Source organism: Prescottella defluvii, from assembly GCF_000738775.1.
GTDB classification, from domain to species: Bacteria; Actinomycetota; Actinomycetes; order Mycobacteriales; family Mycobacteriaceae; genus Prescottella; species Prescottella defluvii.
Window position 1 is genome coordinate 214,597 of the sequence record NZ_JPOC01000028.1, and the last position, 22,401, is coordinate 236,997.

The following is a 22,401-nucleotide window of genomic DNA, read 5'->3' on the forward strand; positions in this document are numbered from 1 at the left end:
TTTCGCTCGTCGCACGGTCAGGCGGTGGCCGCAGCGAACTGCTCGCGCAGCACGCGTCGCAGCACCTTGCCCATGTCGTTGCGGGGCAGGTCGGCACGAAACTCGACGAAGGCGGGCACCCGGGACGAGCGCAGTCGGGCACCGACCCAGTCCTGGATGTCGGCGTCGGTGACGGCGCCGTCCGCGCATGGCACGACCGCCGCGACCACGACCTCGCCCCACTGGTCGTCGGGAACGCCGTAGACCACGACGTCGTCGACGTGCGGGTGGTCGCCGATGGCGTCCTCGATCTCGCCCGGGGACAGGTTCTCCCCGCCGCGGACGATCACATCGTCGAGGCGGCCCTCGACGTAGACGTAGCCGTCGTCGTCGATCCATCCGCCGTCCCGGGTCCGGAACCAGCCGTCGTCGTCGAGCAGCGAAGCGCCGGAGTACTCCCCCGACACCTGGGCGCCGCGCACCCACAGTTCGCCGCGTTCACCGGCCGGAACGCCGCGCCCGTCCTCGTCCCGGACCACGATCTCGACGTCGGGAACGGGTAGTCCTACGGACCCCAACCGGCGCTTGACCGCGGGATCGGTCGACACCAGTGCCGCGCGGTGGTCCCGCGGCCCGAGAACCGCGATCGACGAGGATGTTTCGGTGAGGCCGTAGCCGTTGACGAAGTCGACGCCCGGCAGCAGTTCGAGCGCCCGTTCGACGACGGGCAGCGGCATCCGGCCACCGCCGTAGGACAGGTGCCGCAGCGACGGCAGCCCCTGTCCGTCCTCGGCGAGGACGTCGACGATGCGTGCGAGCATCGTCGGCACCACCATGGCGTGGGTGATGTCCTGCTCACGCACGAGCCGGACCCACTCGCGTTCGTCGAAGTTGGGCATCTGGACGATGCGGCGGCCGCTGTACAGGCCGGTGAGCAGGCCCGCCACGCCCGCGATGTGGTACGGCGGCACGCTCACCAGTGCGGCCTCGTCCGGACCGGCGCTGAACAGTTCGGTGCCACCGAGGACGTACGAGACCAGGTGCCGGTGCCGCAGGATCGCGACCTTCGGGGTGCCGGTCGTTCCGCTGGTGTGCAGCAGGACGGCGGGCGCCTCCGGATCCTGTTCGGCCGGTGCGATGTCGGCGCCCGCGGACAGGCTCGCGACCAGCGCCTCGGGCGTGACGGTCGCGACGCCCGGGACGTCCGCGGCGACCCGCGCGACGGCCCCGTCCGCGACGAGCAGTGCCGGCGCGCGCCCCTCGATCAGGCGGCGCATCGGCTCGTCGGCCAGGCGGTAGCTGATCGGGGCGAACGGAAGTCCGCTCCACGCCGAACCGAACAGCGCGATCGGGAAGGAGGGCGACGCCGTCGACCCGTAGAGCACGGTCTGCTCTGGCCGGCCCGCTCGACCGGCGGCGAAGGCGCCGGCCAACTCGAGCAGTCGCGCGTAGCTGAGGCCGTCGTGCTTGTCACCGAGGGCGATTCGGTCGCCGTCCGCGCCCGCCGCGATCTCGAGAAGAGTCAGAATGTTCATCGGGGCCTCAGTCGGACGCGGGCATCGCCTTGGGCGCCTTGACGCCCAGCGGCTGGTCCCCGACGGTGAGGGTGCCCGATCCGGGCTTGGTGCACAGCAGTTCGACGGTGCCGTCCTCGGTGCAGTAGCGCTTGCCGAGTTGGATCTCACCACTGGTGACGCCCTCGGGAGCGCCCGCCGCCTCCGGCGTGACCATGGCGACGCCGTCGCAGCGGAGGTCCACGTCCTGCGCCGGGATCCGGATGACGATCAGTTCGGCCGCGGAGGTCACGCTCCGCAATCTGGCTCCTACACGCAATTGCATGGGAAAACTCCTCGAGATCATGCGCGGCCCGACAACGCTCGGGCACGCGGGAACGACGCCGGCCCCGGGCCGACTCCAGCCCGGTTTCAGAAATCCGAGCAAACGTTTGTTGCAAGCACTATTGCAGCCGGGTGTGACCCCCGTCAACCGCACCCCCGTCAACCGTCGATAACACGACCGTCCACGAGAACCGTTCCCACAGCGGAAGAGTCGGGCGAAGCCAACATCTCGAGCAGCGGCACGTCGAGTACGACGAGGTCCGCGGGCACCCCCGGACGCACGCGGCGGACCGTGGCCCCCGGGCGGTCCGCGGGTGCCAGATAGCCCCGGAGCGCCCGGGCAGCGTCGAGCCGCTCGGATGCCCCGAGCACGACACCGGATTCGGTCCGCCGGCCGGCCGCGGCCGCGATCACCGCCCACGGGTCGAGCGGCCCGTACGGGGCGTCGCTCGACAGCGCGACGGGCACGCCGGCATCGAGCAGGCTCCGGCACCGGTACAGGTCGCCGTGGTCACGCTCGTCGACCCGGGCCCGGTAGTCGTCACCGCGATCGGCGATGAATCCCGGTTGGGTGACGACGGTCAGCCCGTGCCCGCGGACCGCGTCGATCGCCTCGGCCGGCACGATCGACGCGTGCTCGATCCGGTCGCCCGGCCGGCATCCGACCTGGTCGAGGACAGCGAGCAGCACCAGCAGGGACTCGCGCGTGACACTGTGCACCGCGACGGCGCGCCCGTGCGCCCGCGCCCGGCGGATGGTGTCGGCCAGGCGATCGAGGTCGGGCGGATCGGAGTCCGCGAGCACGATCTTGTACGGCCCCACCGTCACCCGGCCGTCGCACGCCGGGACCGGCGCGGATCCGGGGGCAACCCCCAGCAGGTGCAGGCGTTGCGGGAGGTCGCCGCCGCGGACCGCGTCGACGAGGGCCGCTAGGGACTCGGGGCTCAGGTCGGGTGTCGCGTCGGTGACCGCGGTGATGCCCAGCCGCGCGAGGTCGCGGCCGACGTCACCCAGCCCGGGCGGCCGTCCGGGCGGCAAACGGTCGCGAAGGACGTCGTCGGCGCGCCACACCCGGCCGGTGGGGCGGTCCGCCGCGTCCCGTTCGATACCGGGATGGCGGACGGTGGCCAGGCCGGCGGCCTCGACGGCGGCCGTGTTGAGCATCCACAGCGCGCCGCTGCGGTGCTGGATCCGGACCGGGCGCGGCGCGTGCAGCGCGTCCAGTGCCGAGGCGTCAAGCAGGCCCGCGACCGTTTCGACGTAGCCGACGCCGCGCACCCATCCCCCGTCGCCCGCGTCGGCGCCGGTCAGCGCGCGGGCCAGGTCCGCAGGGTCGCGCACCGCGGGCGGGCCGCACCGGACCGACGCGCGCGCCGCCGCCATCGCGTGCAGGTGCAGGTGGTGGTCGACCAGCCCGGGCAGGACCGCGCCGCCGCGCGCGTCGAGCGTCTCGCCGCGGCCCGTGGTCAGGCCCGGCCCGACCTGGGCGATCCGGCCCGCGACGATCCGCACGTCCAGCCCCGGCCGCCCCGCCACCTCGGCGTTGCGGATGACGAGTTCGGCTCTCACGCCGACAGTCCCAGTTCACGCAGCACCCGCGCGGTGTCCCGGCCGGGCCCCGGCGCGTGCCCGGACGCCCCCGGACGGCGGGACGGCGACGCGATCTCGATCGCCCCCGCCTCGGTGTCCAGCAGCCAGCGGCCGTCGCGCCGGTACACCGACGGCGGGGCCGCATCGTCCCCGGCAAGCGTCGCGGCGACGACATCGGCCATCGCGACCTCCCACAGGTGCCCGGCACCGCCGCCCGGCGGCACACTCATGGCCCGGACGGCTGCGGTGAGCCCGGTGAGCGGGTCGGCGATCGCGTCACCGGCGAACATCGGCGCCCCGGCCCCGTCGAGGGCGACGAGCCCGCTCGACGCCGCGACATCGTCCCCGAATCCGACAGCCCCCGAATCGCGCCCGCGGGCGGTGATCGAGATCCAGGTGGTGCCCTCGTCCACCGCCGCGTGCGCGTCGAGCCCGAACCGCTCGAGGGCCCGCGGGCGCGAGGCCTCGATGACGACGTCGGCAGCGTCGACGAGCCGCGCCATCGCCTCGCGCCCCGCACCGGTACCGGGATCGAGCACCACCGACTCGTGGCCGGCATGCAGCAGGTCGTAGAACCCCCGATCCCCGAACCTGGCTCCGTCCAGGCGATTCGGTGTCTCGACCTTGATCACCCGGGCGCCCGCCGCGCCGAGCAGTTGCGCGCACAGCGGACCGGCCCACAACGCGCTGAAGTCGACGACCAGCAGTCCCTGCACGTTCCGGGGCCGAGCAGAGGTCGGATCCGCGGCGACGCTCGCCGGCGGCCGGATCGGGGCGGCCGCGATGCCCAGCAGTTCCGCGCGTTCCCCCAGGTCCGCCCCGGTGCGCTCTCGCAACCACGCCGCGACCGCGGGCCACGGATCGTCGCCGACGTCGCGGCCGACCATCGCCCCGAGCAGCGCGGGGTCGTCCGGTCGGGCGCACGAGATCGCCGCCCAGCCGTCCGCGGTGGGCAGCAGCCGGCAGTGCCGCCCGACCGACATGTCGCCTCCCCGAACGCCTCCCGTGTAGGCGGCGCGTTCGGCGAGCACCCGGGCGCCGTCCACCCGGACGGGATGCGCGGTGTCGGCGGTCGCCGCGGCGATCCAGCCGGACAGCTCCCGCGCGTAGGACGCGGCCCGGCCCGGCGGCACGACCGGTGGGCCGTCGGGCCGACCCGTCAACACCACCACTCCGCTCTCGGCCCAGTCCCGGATGCGTTCCCGCGCAGCACCGGACGCCTCCATCGAGAACCGTGTTCTAGACTCCACCCACTCACATTCGCACAGACAGCTCGATCGACGAGGACCGGATGGACTTTCCCGCACCCCGCATCTCCGCGCGCCGGCTCGCCGACGGCGCCGCCGACCGGCCGCTGCTCGACGACCGGGCCGCGATCGACATGCCGGTCCTCGTCGTCGACCTCGATCTCGACGGTCACGGCGATCCGGGCGTGCTGGCAGCCGCGGCCGAGCGGGCCCGTGCCGCCGACCGCTATCTGATCGGAGTCCGCCGCGGCCCGATCGCCGCGTCGGACCCCCGGCTCACCCTGATCCGGGCACTGGACGTCACCTACACCGACGCCCCCGACGTCACCGAGCGGGCGCTCGTCCCGGTTCCCGACGCCGAGCGGGCGGTGCGGGACTTCGTGGCCCGGGTCGCCGCGAACCCGCAGGCCTCGACGGTGCTGCGGCAGGTCCTTCGCGCCGGGCGTGACCTCGACGTCCGGGCCGCGGTCGATGTCGAGTCACTCGCCTACTCGACGCTGCTGGGCGGGCCGGAGTTCGCCCGGTGGCTCGCCGGGCGGGGCGCCCGCCCCCTCCCGCCGCCGCCGACCGCGGATCCGGTCCTGGTGGCGCGCACCGGCGACGAACTCCACGTCACGTTGAACCGGCCCGAGCGCCGCAACGCGTACGGCGCGCGGTTGCGCGACGCCCTCACGGCAGCGCTGGGCATCCCGGTCACCGACGCGTCGGTGGCGCGGGTGGTGCTCGACGGCGCGGGCCCGGCCTTCTGCGCCGGTGGCGACCTCGACGAGTTCGGGACCACCCCCGACCCCACGCTCGCGCACCTGGTCCGCACCCGCGGCGGCGCCGGCCTGCTCGTCCACGATCTGGCCGACCGCATCGAGGTCCGGGTCCACGGCGCATGCGTCGGCGGCGGCATCGAGATCCCGGCCTTCGCGGGTCGGGTCGTCGCGACCGCGGACGCGTGGTTCCGGCTGCCGGAGGTCGAGATGGGCCTGATCCCGGGCGCCGGCGGCACCGCGAGCATTCCCCGGCGCATCGGCACCTGGCGCGCGGTGCACCTGTTCGTCACCGGGGCGCGACTCGACGCGCGAACCGCGCTGGAATGGGGGCTGCTGGACGCGCTCTGCTGACCCGGAACGCCCCGACCCGTTCAGCAAACGCTTGTTGCAGTGCCCGGGTTCTCCTGCCATGATGAACCGAGCTTGGGAACCAGCGGGCGCTGCCGCGCGCGCATCGTAAGAAGGGCCGAACGCATGCCGTCGAAACTCGACCGGAAGTCGTCACCGAGCGAACGCCCCGTCGGCGACGCCAAGGCGGTCTTCCTGACGAGGATTCGCGAGGCGGCGCTGCGACAGTTCGCCGAGAGCGGCTACAACGGCACGTCCATGCGCGACATCGGTTCGCTCGTCGGCGTCCATGCCGGCAGCCTGTACGTCCACATCAAGAGCAAGGAAGACCTGCTCTACCAGATCGTGGGCGAGATCGTCGAGAACGGCGAGGCCGCCCTGCAGAAGGTCGAGGACGCCGACGTCGGCGCCATCGACAAGCTCCGCATGCTCGCCCGCATCCACCTGCGCTGGTCCATGGCCAATCCCGACGCCGCGAAGGTGTTCGAGCGGGAGTGGATGCGGCTCAACGGCGCCCAGCTCGACGAGGTCCGCCACAAGCGGCAGCAGTGGGCCGACGGCGTGGAGCGGATCATCCAGGCCGGCGTCGACGAGGGCACGTTCCGCGAACTGGACGTGGCGCTCGCCGCGGTCGCGTTCCGGTCGGTCCTCAACGCCAACTACACGTGCGAGGGAGATCCCGACATCGACGGCGTCAAGCTGGCCGACGAGTTCGTCGACTTCCTCTTCAACGGCTGGGTCCGCTGACCCGGCCACCGGCAACGGGCAGCCGCCCGCTGCCACGAACACTCGCGGCGGGTGTGGGCCGATTCGGCCCGGCCTGACGCCCGGACCCTGTGAGGGACTTCGATGTTGACCGGAACCGCATTCGTCACCGGAGGGACCGGCGCCCTCGGCGTCGCCGTCACCGAGCACCTGCTGTCGATCGGCTGGCGGGTCGTCGTGCCGTTCATCGCGGCGGAGGAGGCCGCTCGCCTCGCCGACCACGATCGGCTCGAGAAGATCCGCTGCAATGTCGCCGAGCCCGCCGAACTGGCCGAGGCCGTCGCCCTCGCGGCCGCCGCCCCGAACGCCCCGCTGACCGCGCTGGTCAATCTCGTCGGCGGCTTCGAGTCGGGCCCGCGCACGCACGAGGCCGACGCCGCGGCCATCGACCGCCAGCTGGATCTCAACGTGCGCACCACGTACGCGGTGCTGCGCACCGGGCTGCCACATCTGATCGCGAACGGCGGCGGGTCGGTGGTGTCGATGTCGTCCGGGGCCGCGCTCAAGCCGTTCCCCGGCGGCACCGCCTACAGCACGTCCAAGGCCGCGGTGCTGGCGCTGGCCGAGTCGATCGCCGTCGAGTACAAGGCGGACGGGATCCGGTCGAATGCGCTGCTGCCCGGCGTCATCGACACGCCCGCGAACCGCGCCGCGATGCCGAACTCCGATCGCGCCAACTGGGTCGCCCCCGCCGCGATCGCGAAGGTGATCGCGTTCCTGCTGTCCGACGACTCCGCCCCGATCTCGGGGGCCGCGATCCCGTTGGGACTCTGACGATCACCGATCGGCTGGGAGCTGTCGAGCAGACCTGGCCACCAACGGGAACCGGCGGCACGCATCTGTGATCGGAGCGTGCCGCCGGTTCCCGTTCGGCGTCGTTCGTACCCGGATCCGCCTAGATCCACTGCCCGCTCTGGATGGACAGCAGTCGATCCATCGCGTCCGCGGACCACGTCTCGACGGGCACGGCCGCGGCACGCCGACCCCGGCGCGGCGCACCGAGTTCGGGATACAGCGTCCGCGAGACCTCGCGGGCCGCGTCCACCACCAGCGGGGCGACGCGCTCGAGCTGCGCGGTGCGGGCGTCACCGCACAGCGAGATGCCGGCGACCGGACCGTCGTGGCCGCGGATCGCGACCCCGACACACGCGACGCCGCGCACCGACTCGCCGTGCTCGAAGGCCAGGCCACGGCGCTGCCGGATGCGGTTGAGTTCCTGGTGCAGCGTCGGGATGTCGGTGATCGTGCGGTCGGTGCAGCGGCTCAGCCGCTCCTCGTACAGGCTCTCGACGCGTTCGGGGTCGAGCCACGCCAGCATCGACTTGCCACCGGCCGTGGAGTACGCCGGTCCGCGCCCGCCGACCCGCGACGGCAGCGACGCCGCGAAGCGCCCGCCGACCTTGTCGAGGTAGACACTCTCGCTCCCGTCGAGAACCGCGAGGTGCACGACCATCCCGGTCTGCATGTGCAGCTCGTGCAGCAGCGGCGCCGCCGCGGCACGGACCTCACCGTCGCCGCCGCCGAACATGGAAGCTCGACGCCCGAGGCAGTAGCCGAACGAGGCGTACTCGACCCAGTCGAGACGGATCAGCTGGTCGAGGATGCGATGCGCCGTCGAACGGGGAAGCCCGGTCCGGAGTCCCACCTCCTCGAGGGTCAGCCGGGTCGACCGATCCTCGAACACATCGAGTATCAACGTCATTCGCTCGATCATGGATGGGGGCAGACCGCTGCGCGATCCCGCCTCATCGGCTGATCCAGCAGGATCGACAGATGCCATCGAGGCCTACTTCTCCATCCAGGCGTCGCCGAACAGGACGACGTTGTCGATGCTGACAGTGGCGCCGTGCAGCTTCGGGGTCCACGACGGGAACACGACCGACGGTGACCACACCGCGTACGGCACGGTCTCGTTCGCCAGGGTCTGGATCTCGTCGACGATCGTCTGCTTCTCGTCGTCGCTGCCGGCGGTCTGCAGCCTCGTCAGCAGCGCGTCCATCTCGGGGCTGTTGTACCCTGCGGCGTTGTTGGCCGAGGAACTCCCGAGCGAGGCATACAGACGCAGCAGTGGTGCGGCGTCGATGAGCGACGCGCCGCTACGGGCCAGATCGAAGTCGCGGTCCACGTAGACCCGGCGGGTCAGATCGGTCACGCTGTTGGCGTACGCGATCTCCACGTCGAATCCGATCGAGTTGAGTGCGGCCTGGACCGCCAGCGCGCCCTGACGTGCACCCTCCTCGTTGACGGCCACGTACGTGAGCTTGCCGTCGTAGCCGTCGGCCTTCGCCTGGTTCAGCAGTTCCCGCGACTTGTCGGGATCGTAGACGACGCCCGTCACGTCGCCGTTGTGCCACTTCGAGCCCTCAGGGAACATCGACGAACCCGCCGGACCGTTGCCGGAATTGACCCGCTGGTTGATCGCGTCGGGATCCACACCGAGCGAGATCGCCTGGCGCACCCGGACATCCGCCCCGGGGCGTCCCTCGCGCTGGTTGATGATCCCGATCCCCCCGAGACCCTGGATGTCCAGGTAGCCCTCGTAGCCGGCGTCGATCGCGCGGTCGATCACCTCGGTGTCACGGTAGAGGTAGCCGGCGTTGAGCTGGCCGCTCTGCATCGACTCGAACATGCCCTGAGTGTTCGGCGTGGGAACGAAACGCAGCCCCGCGAGGCGCGGCTTGCCGCCCGCGTAGTCGGCCCGCGGCGCCAGCTCGAGCACCTCGTTCGGAGCGAAGCGGGTGACCGTGAACGGGCCCGCACCGATCGGCGTGAACCCGCCGTTCGCCTCCGAGCTCGGCGCGACGATCACACCGGGTCCCGACGAGAGCATGACCGGAAAATCGACCCACGGGCGCTGGAGCTCGATGACAACGGTCTTCGCGTCGGGTGTCTCGACGCCGGCGACCGTGTTCGTCCACATCTGGGCGGCGTCGCGCCTGGCGGCGACGTAGCGGTCGAGGCTCCACTTCACCGCCGCCGAGTCGACCGGCGTCCCGTCGCTGAAGGTGGCTCCGTCGCGCAGCGTGATCGTCCACGTCTGCCCGTCGTCGGAGGACTCCAGCTCCTTCGCCAACTGCGGGACGTACTCCGACTTCTCGAAGTCGTAGCGCACCAGCGTGTCGTAGATGGCGGCCAGCTCGGAGCCACCGGTCGAACCGGCCATCAGGGTCTTGGTCGGGTCGAGCGTCGCCGGGAAGCCATACGACCCGTAGGTCACGACGCCACCGTCCACGGCGCTGCCGCCGCTGTCTCGGTCCCCGACGTAGCCGATCGAGTACCCGCTGCCGCCGTCGGATGTGCCGCCGGCATCCTGTCCATCGGCGGACGCGCAGGCTGTCAGTACCAACGCGCCGATGGCCACGACCGCCGCCGAACGGCCACCGCGCCATAGTCGATTCCTCATATACGCCCCTCTCGAAAGTGCTGGGTTCTTGACATTCATCGGGCTGCAGACGCCCCCGTCACCGGTACCGACGCCCGGACGTCGACCCGCTTGACCTTGCCGGTCGCGTTGCGCGGCAGATCGTCGGTCCGGAAGATCCACCGGGTCGGCACCTTGTACCGGGCGATCCGCTCGGTCATGTACCGGCGCAGTTCGTCCTCGGTCACCTCGACATCCGGAGGCGTGACGACCACGGCGCAGACCTCCTCGCCGTAGTCGTGATGCTCGGTCCCGATGACGATGCACTCACGTACCGCGGGATGCTCGGCGAGGACGTCCTCGACCTCGGCCGGGTAGACGTTCTCACCACCGCGGAGGATGAGATCGCTGCGGCGACTGGCGATCCGGAGGTATCCGTCTTTCAGCGTGCCCAGGTCGCCGGTCCGCATCCAGCCCTCGCCGTCGATCGCCGCCTCGGTCGCCTCCGGGTTGTTCCAGTACCCGAGCATCACGAGCGGACCGTGCACGCAGATCTCACCCTCGACCCCGTCCGGAACCGGTCGGCCGCGATCGTCGCGCACCTCGACCCGCATCGTGAGCACGGCGGTGCCGACGGTGTCCGGACGCTCGGCCAGATCCGCCGCCGTGGCCACCGTCGCCGCCGACGACGACTCGGTCAGACCGTAGCTCGTCCCGAGTGAGCGCTCCGCAGCTGGAAGTATGTGCCGGAGTCTCGCTTTCAATTCGGCCGACGACGGAGCGGAACTCACCGAGATCGTCTGCAGGGACGAGAGATCGTAGCGGGAGAGATCACCATGCTCGACAAGCCTGCTGATCATCGTCGGGACCGCGCCCCAGTTGGTGAGACGCTCACGCTCGATCAGCCGCAGCACCCGGTCGATGTCGAACCGGCCGGTGGCGATCACCGCGGTGTCACCGAACGCCAACCGCGGAACGGCCAGGTTGTGCAGTGCCGCGATGTGGAACAACGGCGTCGCGAGCAGGAACCGCCGCCCGCTCGGAGCCCGGCCGAACTCTGCCGCGAGGGCATCGTTGAACCGATGGAAGTCGACCGCCGCCACCAGGTTCCGCTGCGAGTGCGTCGCCCCCTTGGGCCGGCCGGTCGTACCGCTGGTGAACAGGATGACCGCCGGATCGTCCTCCGCAACCCCAGGATCCGGCAACTGCGCGTCCGGCCGGGAGGACGACAGCGCCGGGATGTCGCGTTCGACAGACAGCACCGGCACGTCGACCGATCCGAGCAGGTCCCGCCGGGCGGCGTCGGCGACGATCACCTTCGGCGCCGACAACTCGACACCGTAAGCGATCTCCCGCGCCGACCACAGCGAGTTCATGCCGACAATGACGGCACCGAGCGCATTCGCTGCCCAGAACGTCATGATCCATTCGGCATTGTTCGCGGACAGTATCGCGACCCGGTCGCCCCTCCCGATGCCGTGCCGGGACCGCAGCTCGTCCGCGAGCGACGCGACCCGCGCGAGATGCTCGGTGAAGGTCAGACGAAGATCGCCGCAGACCAGGTACTCGACATCGCCGTAGCGGGCCGACTCGACCAGCAACTGGTGCAGCGACCGATACCGATTGCGCAGCACCGGCATCACCACCCCGCGGACCGACTCCGGGGCGATCTCGAACGGCGCACCGGGCGCGGTCAGCCGAGCAACGGCTTCCGCGCGATGTGGCACCGCCATCAGATGGTCGCGCCGGTCGTCATCGCGATCCTCGCTGTAGACACGATCACCGGATTACCCATTGCAGTCCTCCTCGAACAGCACACGAGGACGGCGCGAAGCGGTCGACTGCGTGGCGTGCATTGCACCAAAGAATCTGATTCTTGTGCCATGGAACACCAAGCAAGGCTTATCTGCAAGGGATACCGGGCAGTAGATAACCATCCCGATCTATGCTGCAACGCGGTTCTACTTTAGAGTGGGCGACAGACGCAGCCTGCACCCGGTCCTGGGCGGCTGGTCGAACGGAACCTGGTCCGGATCAGGTCCAGGCACGGGAGTTGTCCGATTGCCGAGAGCATCTGGCACGCAGATGCATACGCCGCGCAGACCCTCCCCGAACCACCACTGAATGTATGGGAATCACATGACGACATCAGAGACAGGCAACGCCGAGATTCGAATGATCGATGCCGGTGAGGCCCCGACGCGATTCGCCCGCGGTTGGCACTGTGTCGGCCTGACACGTGAACTGCGAGAAGGTAAGCCGCACTCGATCGAGGCGTTCGGCACCAAGCTGGTGGTCTTCGCCGACAGCCAGGGCAAACTGCAGGTACTCGACGCATACTGCCGCCACATGGGTGGCGACCTGAGCCAGGGCCGGATCAAGGGCGATTCCGTCGCGTGCCCGTTCCACGACTGGCGCTGGGGCGGCAACGGCAAGTGCACTTCCATCCCCTACGCCCGCCGCGTACCGCCGCTCGCGAAGACCCGCGCGTGGACCACGCTGGAGAAGGATGGGCTGCTGTTCGTCTGGCACGATCCGGAGGGCAACCAGCCGCCGGCGGAGGTCACCATCCCGGACATGACCGCTCCCGGCCAGGAGTGGACCGACTGGGTGTGGAAGCAGATCACCATCGACACCAACTGCCGAGAGATCATCGACAACGTCGTCGACATGGCGCACTTCTTCTACGTGCACTACGGCTTCCCGGTCAAGTTCAAGAACATCTTCGAAGGCCACGTCGCCACCCAGTACCACGAGGGCGTCGGCCGCGAGGACATGGCACGCCCTCCCAAGGAGGGTCGGGCCGCGTCCACCGGTAACAGTTCCGTCGCCGCCTACTACGGCCCGTCCTTCATGATCGACGAACTGACTCACCACTACCCGGATTTCGACATCGATTCGATCCTGATCAACTGCCACTACCCAGTTTCGCCGGACAAGTTCGTCCTCATGTACGGCATCAAGGTCAAGCAGACAGACTCGATCCGCGGCGAGAAGGCGCAGGCCCTCGCGGCGGGCATGGCGAAGTTCATCGCGATCGGTTTCGAGCAGGACGTCGCGATCTGGAAGAACAAGACCCGCATCGAGAATCCGCTGCTCTGCGAGGAGGACGGCCCGGTCTACCAGCTGCGCCGCTGGTACCAGCAGTTCTACGTGGACGTCGCCGACGTCACCCCGGACATGGTGGCCCGCTTCGAGTTCGAGATGGACACCACCAAGCCCGTCGCCGCGTGGCGTCGCGAGGTGGCCGAGAACATGGAGCGCCGGGTCACCGAGCTCGCCGCCTCCAACTGACGGAAGAGGGCCGGTCGTGGGGAACACCCCGCGGCCGGCCCTCTTTCAAACTGCGCTCATCCCTGGTCCCCGAGGACCAGCCGGGACACGTCCTGGACGTTGCGGAGGGCCTCGGGGAATCCGATCCTTCCGGTGGTCCACAGGACGAGCGAGTTGAGCATCGTGCTGCCGATCGACAGTGATGCGAGTCGCGCCCGCTCGGCGGGCACGCCTTCCATCAACTCGAACAGCGCCTTCCGGTTCGCGGCGGAGCGTTCGTCGAGGGTGTCTCGCACGTACGGATCATCCGAGGTCTGCAGTTCGACCTCGAGACGCGCGAAGTTGGGTCCCCGCTGGAACGCCTTCATCTGCCGCGTGTACAGGTCCACGACGCGATCCAGGACGGATCCGTGCGCACTTCGGCGCCGACCCGACTCACGTTCCTCGGCCAAGCGTTCGGCGAGAATGTCGTTCCAGGCGACCATCGCGGCGGCGAGGAGATGCTGCTTCGCGGGGAAGTACCGGTACAGCGTCCCGAGTGCCACCCCGGACCGCTCCGAGACCTCACGCATCTGTATCCGGTCGGGGCTCGTCTCGGCGAGCATCTCGATCACGGTGTCGAGAAGGTGCCGCCGACGCGCACGCTGCGCGTCGGTCATGTCGTCGGGGCTCATCGGCACGGCCACGGATTCGGTCACGAATGCAGCCTAATCGTCAACCTGTCACCGCCGACTCCGGCTCCGGAGACGGGGCCACCAGGTATCCGCCCAGGACGTCGTGCAGTTCGTCCTGGCTCCACCGCGATGCCGACCGCAGGCTCGCCTCGACGGTGGGCGCCGCCATCACGTCGATCCGGTCCCCGTACGCCACCAAGACCCTGCCGTTGACGGCATCGGCCGCGGGCGACGCCAGGTAGACGACGAGCGGCGCAACGTGTTCGACGGACAGCGGGTCCTCCCCTGCCTCCGGCCCGGCTCCGAACACGTCGCTGGTCATGGCGGTTCGCGCGCGGGGACAGATCGCGTTGGCCCGCACTCCGAACGACGCGCATCCGCGTGCGGTGGACATCGTCAGCGCGACGACGCCAGCTTTGGACGCCGCATAGTTGGCGGCGCCGGGCGGACCGGACGCGTATGCCTCCGACGACGTGTTGACGATGCGGGCGTACACCGGTTCCCCCGTCTGCTTCGCCCGGCGCCGCCAGTGGTCGGTCGCGGCGCGGGTCGTGAGGAACGTGCCCCGCAGGTTGACCCGGAGAACCGCATCCCATTCCTCGGCGGACATGTTGAACACCATGCGATCCCGGATGATGCCGGCGTTGTTCACCAGGATGTCGAGTCCGCCGAACTCCGCGATCGCCGTCGCGACGAGCCGATCCGCCGTGGCCTGGTCGCCGACGTCTCCGATGCACGTGACGGCGCTCCCGCCGGCCCGCCGGATGTCCGCGGCGACGTCGTCGGCCCGTGCACTGCGGGCGTTGATCACGAGATTCGCGCCGGCCTCCGCGAGCGCGAGGGCCTCGGCACGGCCTAGGCCCTCGCTGGCTCCGGTGACGATCGCGGTGCGGCCGCCGAGGAGACCGGTCATCGCGGTTCCCGCGGTAGTCCGAGGATCTGCTCGGAGATGACGTTGAGTTGGATCTCGAGGGTGCCGCCACCGATCAGCAGTTTCGGCGTCGCCAGGTATGCCTTGGCCGCACGTCCACCGCCGATGACGTCGGAGCCCAGGCCACCCACGGCCGCCTCCGGCCCGAACCATTCGAGCACCTGGGCGGTGGCATCGGTAATGTGATGCGCGGACGCGGCCTTGAGCGCACTCGCTTCGACACCAGGATTCAGGCCGGAGAGTCGCTTGAGGACGCCGCGGTGCGCGAGCGCATCGAGGGCGCCGGTGGTCGACGTGATCCGGCCCAGCGCGGGCAGCGCGTCGTACCGGGTATCCAGGTCCAGGGACCGCGCCACCTCCACCGGGTCGAAGCGATACCCGCCGGCGACGGGGGTGTTGCCCATCGCGACCCGCTCGTTGGCGAGCGTGGTGCGGGCCACCTTCCAGCCCTCCCCCGGCGCACCCACCAGGTCGGCGTCCGGGACGAAGACTCCGTCGAGGGCTACCTCGTTGAACATGCTGTCGCCGTTGGCCTCCCGCAGCGGGCGAACCTCCACTCCCGGCGCCGACATGTCGACGAGGAAGAAGCTGATCCCGCGATGCTTGGGGACGTCGCGGTCGGTGCGCGCCAGGCAGATGCCCCAGTGCGCCTCATAGGCCTTGGAGTTCCACACCTTGTTGCCGTCGAGCCGCCAGCCACCGTCGACCTTGGTGGCGAACGTCGTCAGCGACGCCAGATCGGAGCCGGCGCCGGGCTCGGAGAACAGCTGGCACCAGACGATCTCCCCACGCAGGGTCGGTGCGACGAGACGCTGCATCTGGTCCTCGGTGCCGTACTGGAGGATCGAGGGCAGCGCCCACTCGCCGATGACCGTGCTGGGCTGCGTCATTCCGGCGCGCTCGAACTCCTCGGCGATGATCAGCTGTCCGGCGGTGTCGGCGCCCAGCCCGTACGGTTCGGGATAGTGCGGCGCGACCAGGCCGCGATCGGAGAGGAGCACCCGTGCGGCCACCTCGTCGAGCGCCGCGGCCTCGGCGATCGTCACCGCCACCCCGGCACGAAACTCCGGACGGTCCGGCACGCCCAGCACCGATTCTCGTTCGGTGGTCAGCGCCAGCTCGCCGGCCCGTCGGGCCCACGCGTCCGGCGAACCGCCGAGGGCGAGCAGGCTCACCACCCGCCGCCAGTAGAGGTGGATGTCGTGCTCCCACGTGTTGCCGATACCGCCGAGCAGGGTCAGCGCCTCGAGCAGCACGTCGACCGCCTCGCGGCGCACCGCCGTCGCCGCCCGGGCCGTCGCGAGGGCAAACTGCTGCCGGTCACCACTGTCCGAAGCCAGCGCGGCATCCCACACGGCGCTGGTCATCACCTCGATCCGGATGAACAGCTGCGCGCACTTGTGCTTGATCGCCTGGAAAGAACCGATGGGACGCCCGAACTGCTCGCGGATCTTCGCGTACGCGAGGCTGGTCTCCTGCGCCCAGCGTGCGACACCGACGGCCTCCGCGCACTGCAGCACCGCGACGATCGCCGCGACCTCGTCCGCAGCGGCCCCGAGGACGTGCTCCGCGGGAATCCGCGCCTCGGACAGTCGCACCCGGCCGATAGCCCGGGTGAGGTCGACACCATCCTCGGCAACGATCTCGACGCCGGCGTCGTCCGCCGACACCACGAACCACACAGGTCGCTCGCCGCACTGGCCTGCCAGGACCAGGATCTCGGCACCGGGCGCACCGAGCACCGGCGCGGTCTCGCCGGTGGCCACCACCTCGTCGCCGTCACCCTCGAGGGTGACGGTCCCCGTCCCCAGCGCGGCAGCACCCGTGGCACCGCCGGCCAGGCGCGGAAGCAACGCCTTGCGCGCCGCATCGGTGCCATGGGACTGGATCACGGCGCTCGCGGTGACCGTCGGCAACAGTGGACCGGGGATCAACCCGTACCCGGACTGCTCCAGTGCCACCGCGAGCTCGAGCAGGCCCGCGCCTGCTCCGTCGTACTCCTCGGCGAGGTGGAGTGACGGAATCCCCATGCCCACCAGCTGTTCCCAGAAGGCGGGCCGCTCACCGCGCGCGAACTCCTCGAACTGCCCGCGGGTCCGCTCCACGGGAGTCTCGCGGGCCGCGAACCGCGCGAGCGAGTCGGCGAGGGCGTCGTGATCTGCTCCGATACCGATCGGCATGTCCGATCAACCTTTCAGTTTGAGCACCTTGCGGGCGTTCTCGTGCAGGAACTTCGGCCACACCTCGTCCTTGAACGGCACGTGCGGCATGTCACCGAAGATGCGGTCGAGCGTCAGCCCGGCCGGAAAGTAGCCCGCATAGATGATCTTGTCGGCGCCGCGAGTGTTCGCGTAGTCGACGATCGCCTTCGGGTAGTGCTTGGGCGCGAACGCCGAGGTCGAGTAGTAGAGGTTCGGCCATTTGATCATCAGTTTGACGGCCAGATCCTCCCACGGTTCGCAGCCGTGCCGCGTGACGAACACCAGGTCCGGGAAATCGAACATCACGTCGTCGATCAGTTCGACGTGCTGGACCGCCGACTTCAGTCGCGGGCCCGCGATGCCGGCGCACGCGAAGATCGGGATGTCGAGCTCGACGCACTTGGCGTAGATCGGATACATCTGCGGCGCGTTGAGTGCTACCTGCGGGAACGTGCCCGCGGCAAACGAACTCACCGAGACGATGCCGAACTCCTCGTACTCCCGGGTCATCCGGTTCAGCGTGCCCATGATGTCGTTGGGGTCCACTGCCGAGCCCTGCGGGACGAACCGGTCCGGGAACATCTTCACGGCCCGCGGTCCGGACTCCTTGGCCATGCTGACCATGCCGATCTCGATGCCGTGCTTGTCCATCTCGTGCAGCGTCACCGAGATCGGATCGTCGGTCGCGAGGTCCGGCACACCCTTGAACATGTACTGCGCGGGCATGCTGAACTCGTCGTTGCTCTCGCGATCCTTCGTCTGCCGCGTGATGAACGCGTACTCGTCGTAGCCGGCCTCACGGAAACCGATGTGCGTGTCGACGATGGGGATGCCGTCGTAGGGCGTCATGCGTTCTGCTCCTTCGCGATCGGCCTGCCGTCCAGACCCTGGACCGTGACCTTCTCACGCTCGAGGATGTCCAGGCTCGCCTCGACGTTGCCCGTGTAGTGCGGCGCAGCATCGCACAACCACGTCACCGCCTCGACCATCTCCTCGAGCGACTCGGGAACGAACCACTGGGTGCCGACCATGTTCGACGCCACCGACATCGCACCGGCGGTCGCGACCGCCGAGCGCGGGCGCACCGCATTGACCCGGATCCCGGTGCCGTTCAGTTCAGCGGCCAGCCCCGCCGTCATCCGGTCCTGCGCCGCCTTGCTCATGCCGTACAGCGCGGTGCCGTGGATGTCGGCGTCCAGATCGGTCTCTCCCTCGGGCAGTGGTTCGACGGGCCGGATCCGGGCGGTGCCACTGGTGATGTTGACGATCCAGCCCTCGCCCCGCTCCCGCATCCCGGGGATCACCCGCTGCGCGAGATCCAGCGGCGCATGCACATTCACCTCGAACGTCAGGTGCGCGCGTTTGGCCGGGTAGTCCCGCAGCGGCTGGAACATCGCCGCGGCGGCATTGTTGACGAGGATGTCGACGGGCCCGCCCAGTGCCGCTTCGGCCTCCGGCACGATCCGGCCGCGGGACTCCGGATCCTCCAGGGCCGCCGGGACGATCGCCACGGTGCCCCCGCTCGCGCGAATCAGGTCGGCGGTCGCGGCGAGGGTGCCGTCGAATCCGCGCCCGGGTTCGTCGACCGTGCGCGCGACGATCGCGACAGCGGCGCCTTCGGCCGCGAGCCGCTGCGCGATGCCGGCGCCGATGCCTCGGCTGGCTCCGGTGACGATCGCACGCCGTCCGCGCAGACGGCCGGTCACGCGCCCAGCTCCGCCTCGAGCTGCTTGGCGAAGGATTCGCGCAGCAGCACGTCGTTCGGCTCGTCGGGCAGCTCGGTGAGCGGCTGCGCGACCTCGGACGGCGTGGGTCCGTACTTCGCGGCCAGCGGTGCCAGCGCGTCCAGGTCGAAGTCGTACAGCTCGGCGGCGTTCGCCGCGAACAGCTTCCGCAGCTCCGCATCCTCCACGTCGTGCATGACCTGACGGACGCACTCACGGGTGAACGGGTACGTGCCCTCGTTGTGCGGGTAGTCGCTGCCCCACATGAACTTGCCCTCGCCGAGGGTGTCGCGCGACGCCATGTCCTGCGCCGACGGCATCGTCGCGCCCACCCACACGTTGCGGCGGAAGTACTCGCTCGGACGCAGCGGCAACTGCTCGTCCTCGCTGTAGAACAGCTCGCCGATCCGCCCGGTGCGCTTGACCCGGAGGTCGACCGTGTCGAGCTGGCGCATCAGGTCCGGCGCCCACGAGCAGCCCTGCTCGGATACTGCGAACTTGAGCTTCGGGAACCGCTCGAACACGCCCGAGAGGATCATCTGCACGAGCGGCCGCATCGAGTAGAAGCCGACCTCGTTGATGTAGAGCAGCGACGACGTCTTGTAGCGGCCGTAGTCGGGCAGGCCGGTGCCGGCGTGGCTGTTCACCGGCACGCCGAGGTCCTCACAGACCTTCCACAGCCGGTCGTACTCGGGGTCGTACAGCGGCTTGACCCACTTGACGTCCGGCGCCAGGTTCGGCAGCAGGATGCCGCCGCGCAGTCCGTTCTCCTTGACCCACTCGACGTCCTTGATCGCCTCGTCGACGTCGTTGAGGAACACCTGGGCGACGCCGGCGCGCTGCGCAGGAGCGTCGTTGCAGAAATCCTTGAGCCAGCGGTTGTGCGCCCGTACACCCGCGAGACGCTTGTCGAAGTCCTCGGCCCGCGGCGGACCCGCCAGGACGGCTGCACTCGGGAAGAACGGAGGCACCGTGTTGGGGAAGAGCACCTCACCGACCGTGCCGTCTCCCTGCGTCTCACGCAGGCGACGCTCGTTGTCCCAGTTGCGAGTTCGGCCGTCGTCGACGAGGTCGCGGTAGGGGTTCTTGTACTTCCCGCGCCACGCGTCGAACTCCTCGTGCCACTTCGATTCGAGGTAGGAGCGATAGGTGGCGTGATCGGCGCCGGCGTGACTGTCGGCAGAGATGAGGATGTACGGGGTTTCGTTCGTCACTGTGACACTCCTGATCGACGGCATGATTGAAACCGTGTTCTATACGAATGCTTCGAGAGTAGCGCGGATCACGCGCATGTCAAGACATGCGGACCAAACGACATAGAACCTGGTTCCACCTATTGGATCGCATGGCCGTGGAACGTGAAGAGCCCCCGGCCGAAGGCCGGGGGCTCTTACAGGAAGTGGCAGGTTACTGCTTCGCGGTCGCGAACTTGGAGGCGAACGCGTGGATGCTCGCGACGACGTGGTCGAGTTCCTCGTCGCTCATACCGTGGCTCATTCCGAGCGACATGCCACGCTCGAAGACCTCGTCGGCGAAGGGCAGGCCGCCCTCGGGGATGCGGTACTCGACGTTGCGCATCATCGGGTGGCGCGTGACGTTGCCACTCCACACAGTTCGAGTGTCGATGCCCGCTCCTTCGAGCGACTCCTGCAGATCCCCACGCGCGAAGCCGGCGTCCTCACGGATCGTCACCGGGTAGCACAGCCACGCGGTGTAGAAGCCCTCCAGCGGCTTGGGCAGACGGAACAGTTCCGGGTAGGCGCCGAAGGCCGCGCTGAAGGCGTCGAAGATCTGGTGACGGCGCTTGTAGTTGACCTCGAGCTTGCTCAGCTGGACCAGACCGAAGGCCGATCCCAGCTCGGACGGCTCGAAGTTCCACGGCAGGACGTCGAAGATGAAGTCGTTGTCGTAGGCGACGCCGTCGAGATCCTCACGGAACACACGACCGGTCTTCGCCTGCTCGGACCCGAAGAGGTGCGGCTCGGAGCGGCGGCCCCAGCGGCGCAGCATCAGGCCCTTGTCGCGCAGCTTCTCGTCGTCGAGGCACACCATGCCGCCGTTGCCGGCGGCCGTGATGATGTGCGACATCGCGAAGCTGGTGACAGTGATGTCGGAGCGCGAGCCAGTCTTGGTGCCGCGCAGGGTGGTGCCGATGCAGTCGCACGAATCCTCGATGACCTTGAGGTCGTGCTTGTCGGCGATCTCGCGGATCGCATCCCAGTCGGGGGCGTTGCCGGCGAGGTTCGGAACCAGGATCGCCTTGGTCTTGTCGGTGATCAGCTCCTCGATCTTGCTGACGTCGACGTTGTAGGTGTCGGGCTCGACGTCGACGAACACGGGGATCCAGCCGCCGCGGACGATCGGCGACACGTCGGTCGAGAACGTGAGCGGCGAGGTGATGACCTCGGAGCCCTTGGGCAGATCGAGCAGTTCGAGCGCCAGGTACAGCGCCGACGAGCCCGAGTTGCACATCAGGCCCAGCTTCTTGCCGTAGAGGTCGGCGACCTTGCGCTCCATCTCGGCGACGTTCTTGCCGATCTTCAGCGCGAACGGACCACCACGCAGGACCTCGAGGCAGGCCTCGATCTCACGCTCGTCGTGAACACTGCGGGCGTAGACAACCCTGGTCATGGAATCTCCTCGTCGATTTCGGGTAGGTGTCCGCGGCGGCAGGTCGCACGGACACCCAGTGGGCTCGCGCCACCAGCCGGGCGGAAAGAGCATGGGCGGGCGTCACATCCACGCCGACACCGCTTCACAGCGACCGCGGAGCCGCACGTCCGATGACGCAACCACATGCCCGAATAAAGCGTATTGAACGTTCATTCAAGGCGAATATAGGTCGAAGAATTCACGCCGTCAAGGCGGGCCCGCAACCGAACACACGCTGCACGTCCGCCCGAATCTGCACGGCGCCAACCATGTTCGACGGAACGTCGGGCAGCGAAACGTTGCCGCTTTGACTCGACGCAACCGGCCCGGTTAATGTCGTTGAATGAGTGTTCAAATCGGAAGGGACTGAAGTGGCGGAACCCCAGGACCGCAAGTCCGAGATCCTCGACGCCGCCGCCACCCTGTTCGCAGCGCGTGGCATCACCGGAACGTCGATGCGGGAGATCGGCGACGAGGTCGGCCTGAACGCCGGGGCGCTGTACCACTACTTCCGGTCGAAGGGCGCCATCGTCACCGAACTGGTCACGGTGTTCCTCTCGGACCTACTCGCGAACTACCGCACGATGGGACTGGACCAGCTCGAGCCCCGCGCCCGACTGAAGGCGATCGTCGACGTCTCACTCGCGACGGGCGCCGCGCGTCCCGACGCGACGAAGGTCTATCACGCAGAGTTCCCCAACCTGCGTGGCCTGCGCGACTTCGACGAGGCCCGCACGATCGCAGACGAGATCCAGGCCATCTGGCTCGATGCCATCGAGGCGGGCAAGGAAGCCGGCGTCCTCCGAACGGACGTTCCGTCCAAGGTGTTCCACCGATTCCTGAGGGACTCGGTGTGGTTCACCGTCTACTGGCGAAAGCCGGACGACCCCTACACGATCGACGAGCTCTCGAACGACTGCATCACGGTGTTCCTCGACGGCATGGCCGCCCCGACCCGTTGACGCTCCGCACCCACCACCCCGGACAGCGAAGGAAGAATCAGCTGTGAGCAACACCGACACCACCCCCACTATCGGCACTACCGGCACTGCACGCG

At 69.3% G+C, this 22,401-nt stretch carries 19 protein-coding genes; 5 read left to right on the forward strand and 14 right to left on the reverse strand.

Annotated elements, in window-relative coordinates; all coding sequences use genetic code 11:
* Positions 1-17: 17 nt before the first annotated feature.
* The 4 genes from IJ15_RS0111780 to IJ15_RS0111795 all read right to left on the reverse strand — a co-directional run bounded on the left by IJ15_RS0111780 (position 18) and on the right by IJ15_RS0111795 (position 4,633).
* A complete protein-coding gene (locus IJ15_RS0111780) occupies positions 18-1,514 on the reverse strand; it encodes a class I adenylate-forming enzyme family protein (protein ID WP_031938534.1) in 1,497 nt (498 codons plus the stop codon).
* Positions 1,515-1,521: 7 nt separating this feature from the next.
* Positions 1,522-1,785, reverse strand: coding sequence for a hypothetical protein (locus IJ15_RS0111785; RefSeq protein WP_231569508.1), 264 nt, complete (start codon positions 1,783-1,785; stop codon positions 1,522-1,524).
* Between the two features lie 191 nt (positions 1,786-1,976).
* Entirely contained in the window at positions 1,977-3,386 is a 1,410-nt protein-coding gene (locus IJ15_RS0111790; RefSeq protein ID WP_031938536.1) for an amidohydrolase family protein, read from the reverse strand.
* On the reverse strand, positions 3,383-4,633 hold the full coding sequence (locus IJ15_RS0111795) for a CoA transferase (protein ID WP_031938537.1): 1,251 nt from the start codon (positions 4,631-4,633) through the stop codon (positions 3,383-3,385). The genes IJ15_RS0111790 and IJ15_RS0111795 overlap by 4 nt, the downstream gene beginning before the upstream one ends.
* 65 nt (positions 4,634-4,698) lie before the next feature.
* Between IJ15_RS0111795 and IJ15_RS0111800 the strand changes: the two genes are divergently transcribed.
* The 3 genes from IJ15_RS0111800 to IJ15_RS0111810 all read left to right on the forward strand — a co-directional run bounded on the left by IJ15_RS0111800 (position 4,699) and on the right by IJ15_RS0111810 (position 7,302).
* Positions 4,699-5,766 (forward strand): enoyl-CoA hydratase/isomerase family protein, encoded by a 1,068-nt coding sequence (locus IJ15_RS0111800; RefSeq protein ID WP_031938538.1) that lies wholly within the window; start codon positions 4,699-4,701, stop codon positions 5,764-5,766.
* Positions 5,767-5,889: 123 nt separating this feature from the next.
* Positions 5,890-6,510 carry a TetR/AcrR family transcriptional regulator gene (locus IJ15_RS0111805; protein ID WP_031938539.1) on the forward strand — a complete coding sequence of 207 codons (621 nt, stop codon included), beginning with the start codon at positions 5,890-5,892 and terminating at the stop codon, positions 6,508-6,510.
* Positions 6,511-6,612: 102 nt separating this feature from the next.
* Positions 6,613-7,302, forward strand: coding sequence for an SDR family NAD(P)-dependent oxidoreductase (locus IJ15_RS0111810; RefSeq protein ID WP_031938540.1), 690 nt, complete (start codon positions 6,613-6,615; stop codon positions 7,300-7,302).
* Positions 7,303-7,423: 121 nt separating this feature from the next.
* On the opposite strand, the gene IJ15_RS0111815 is transcribed toward IJ15_RS0111810, so the two are convergent.
* The 3 genes from IJ15_RS0111815 to IJ15_RS0111825 are packed head-to-tail and all read right to left on the reverse strand — an operon-like array spanning position 7,424 to position 11,622.
* A complete protein-coding gene (locus tag IJ15_RS0111815) occupies positions 7,424-8,308 on the reverse strand; it encodes an IclR family transcriptional regulator (RefSeq protein WP_031938541.1) in 885 nt (294 codons plus the stop codon).
* 6 nt (positions 8,309-8,314) lie between these two features.
* Complete coding sequence (locus IJ15_RS0111820) at positions 8,315-9,931, reverse strand: ABC transporter substrate-binding protein (protein ID WP_031938542.1); 1,617 nt, start codon at positions 9,929-9,931, stop codon at positions 8,315-8,317.
* Positions 9,932-9,966: 35 nt separating this feature from the next.
* Entirely contained in the window at positions 9,967-11,622 is a 1,656-nt protein-coding gene (locus IJ15_RS0111825; RefSeq protein ID WP_031938543.1) for a class I adenylate-forming enzyme family protein, read from the reverse strand.
* A gap of 406 nt (positions 11,623-12,028) precedes the next feature.
* Here IJ15_RS0111825 and IJ15_RS0111830 point away from each other — a divergent pair, with 406 nt between their 5' ends.
* On the forward strand, positions 12,029-13,183 hold the full coding sequence (locus IJ15_RS0111830; protein WP_031938544.1) for a Rieske 2Fe-2S domain-containing protein: 1,155 nt from the start codon (positions 12,029-12,031) through the stop codon (positions 13,181-13,183).
* Between the two features lie 56 nt (positions 13,184-13,239).
* Here IJ15_RS0111830 and IJ15_RS0111835 read toward each other — a convergent pair whose 3' ends face one another.
* From IJ15_RS0111835 to IJ15_RS0111865, 7 genes are all read right to left on the reverse strand, one after another.
* Positions 13,240-13,836, reverse strand: a complete 597-nt coding sequence (locus tag IJ15_RS0111835) for a TetR family transcriptional regulator (protein ID WP_031938545.1) — start codon at positions 13,834-13,836, stop codon at positions 13,240-13,242.
* 40 nt (positions 13,837-13,876) lie between these two features.
* Positions 13,877-14,749, reverse strand: a complete 873-nt coding sequence (locus IJ15_RS0111840) for an SDR family NAD(P)-dependent oxidoreductase (RefSeq protein WP_031938546.1) — start codon at positions 14,747-14,749, stop codon at positions 13,877-13,879.
* Positions 14,746-16,947 (reverse strand): acyl-CoA dehydrogenase, encoded by a 2,202-nt coding sequence (locus tag IJ15_RS0111845; protein WP_031938547.1) that lies wholly within the window; start codon positions 16,945-16,947, stop codon positions 14,746-14,748. Before IJ15_RS0111845 ends, IJ15_RS0111840 begins: the two co-directional genes overlap by 4 nt.
* 6 nt (positions 16,948-16,953) lie before the next feature.
* Positions 16,954-17,817, reverse strand: coding sequence for an amidohydrolase family protein (locus tag IJ15_RS0111850; RefSeq protein ID WP_031938548.1), 864 nt, complete (start codon positions 17,815-17,817; stop codon positions 16,954-16,956).
* A complete protein-coding gene (locus IJ15_RS0111855; protein WP_031938549.1) occupies positions 17,814-18,674 on the reverse strand; it encodes an SDR family NAD(P)-dependent oxidoreductase in 861 nt (286 codons plus the stop codon). The genes IJ15_RS0111850 and IJ15_RS0111855 overlap by 4 nt, the downstream gene beginning before the upstream one ends.
* Complete coding sequence (locus IJ15_RS0111860) at positions 18,671-19,906, reverse strand: amidohydrolase family protein (protein WP_031938550.1); 1,236 nt, start codon at positions 19,904-19,906, stop codon at positions 18,671-18,673. The genes IJ15_RS0111855 and IJ15_RS0111860 overlap by 4 nt, the downstream gene beginning before the upstream one ends.
* Positions 19,907-20,099: 193 nt before the next feature.
* Positions 20,100-21,323, reverse strand: coding sequence for a DegT/DnrJ/EryC1/StrS family aminotransferase (locus IJ15_RS0111865; RefSeq protein ID WP_031938551.1), 1,224 nt, complete (start codon positions 21,321-21,323; stop codon positions 20,100-20,102).
* Positions 21,324-21,715: 392 nt separating this feature from the next.
* Here IJ15_RS0111865 and IJ15_RS0111870 point away from each other — a divergent pair, with 392 nt between their 5' ends.
* Complete coding sequence (locus tag IJ15_RS0111870; RefSeq protein ID WP_031938552.1) at positions 21,716-22,306, forward strand: TetR/AcrR family transcriptional regulator; 591 nt, start codon at positions 21,716-21,718, stop codon at positions 22,304-22,306.
* Positions 22,307-22,401: the final 95 nt, after the last annotated feature.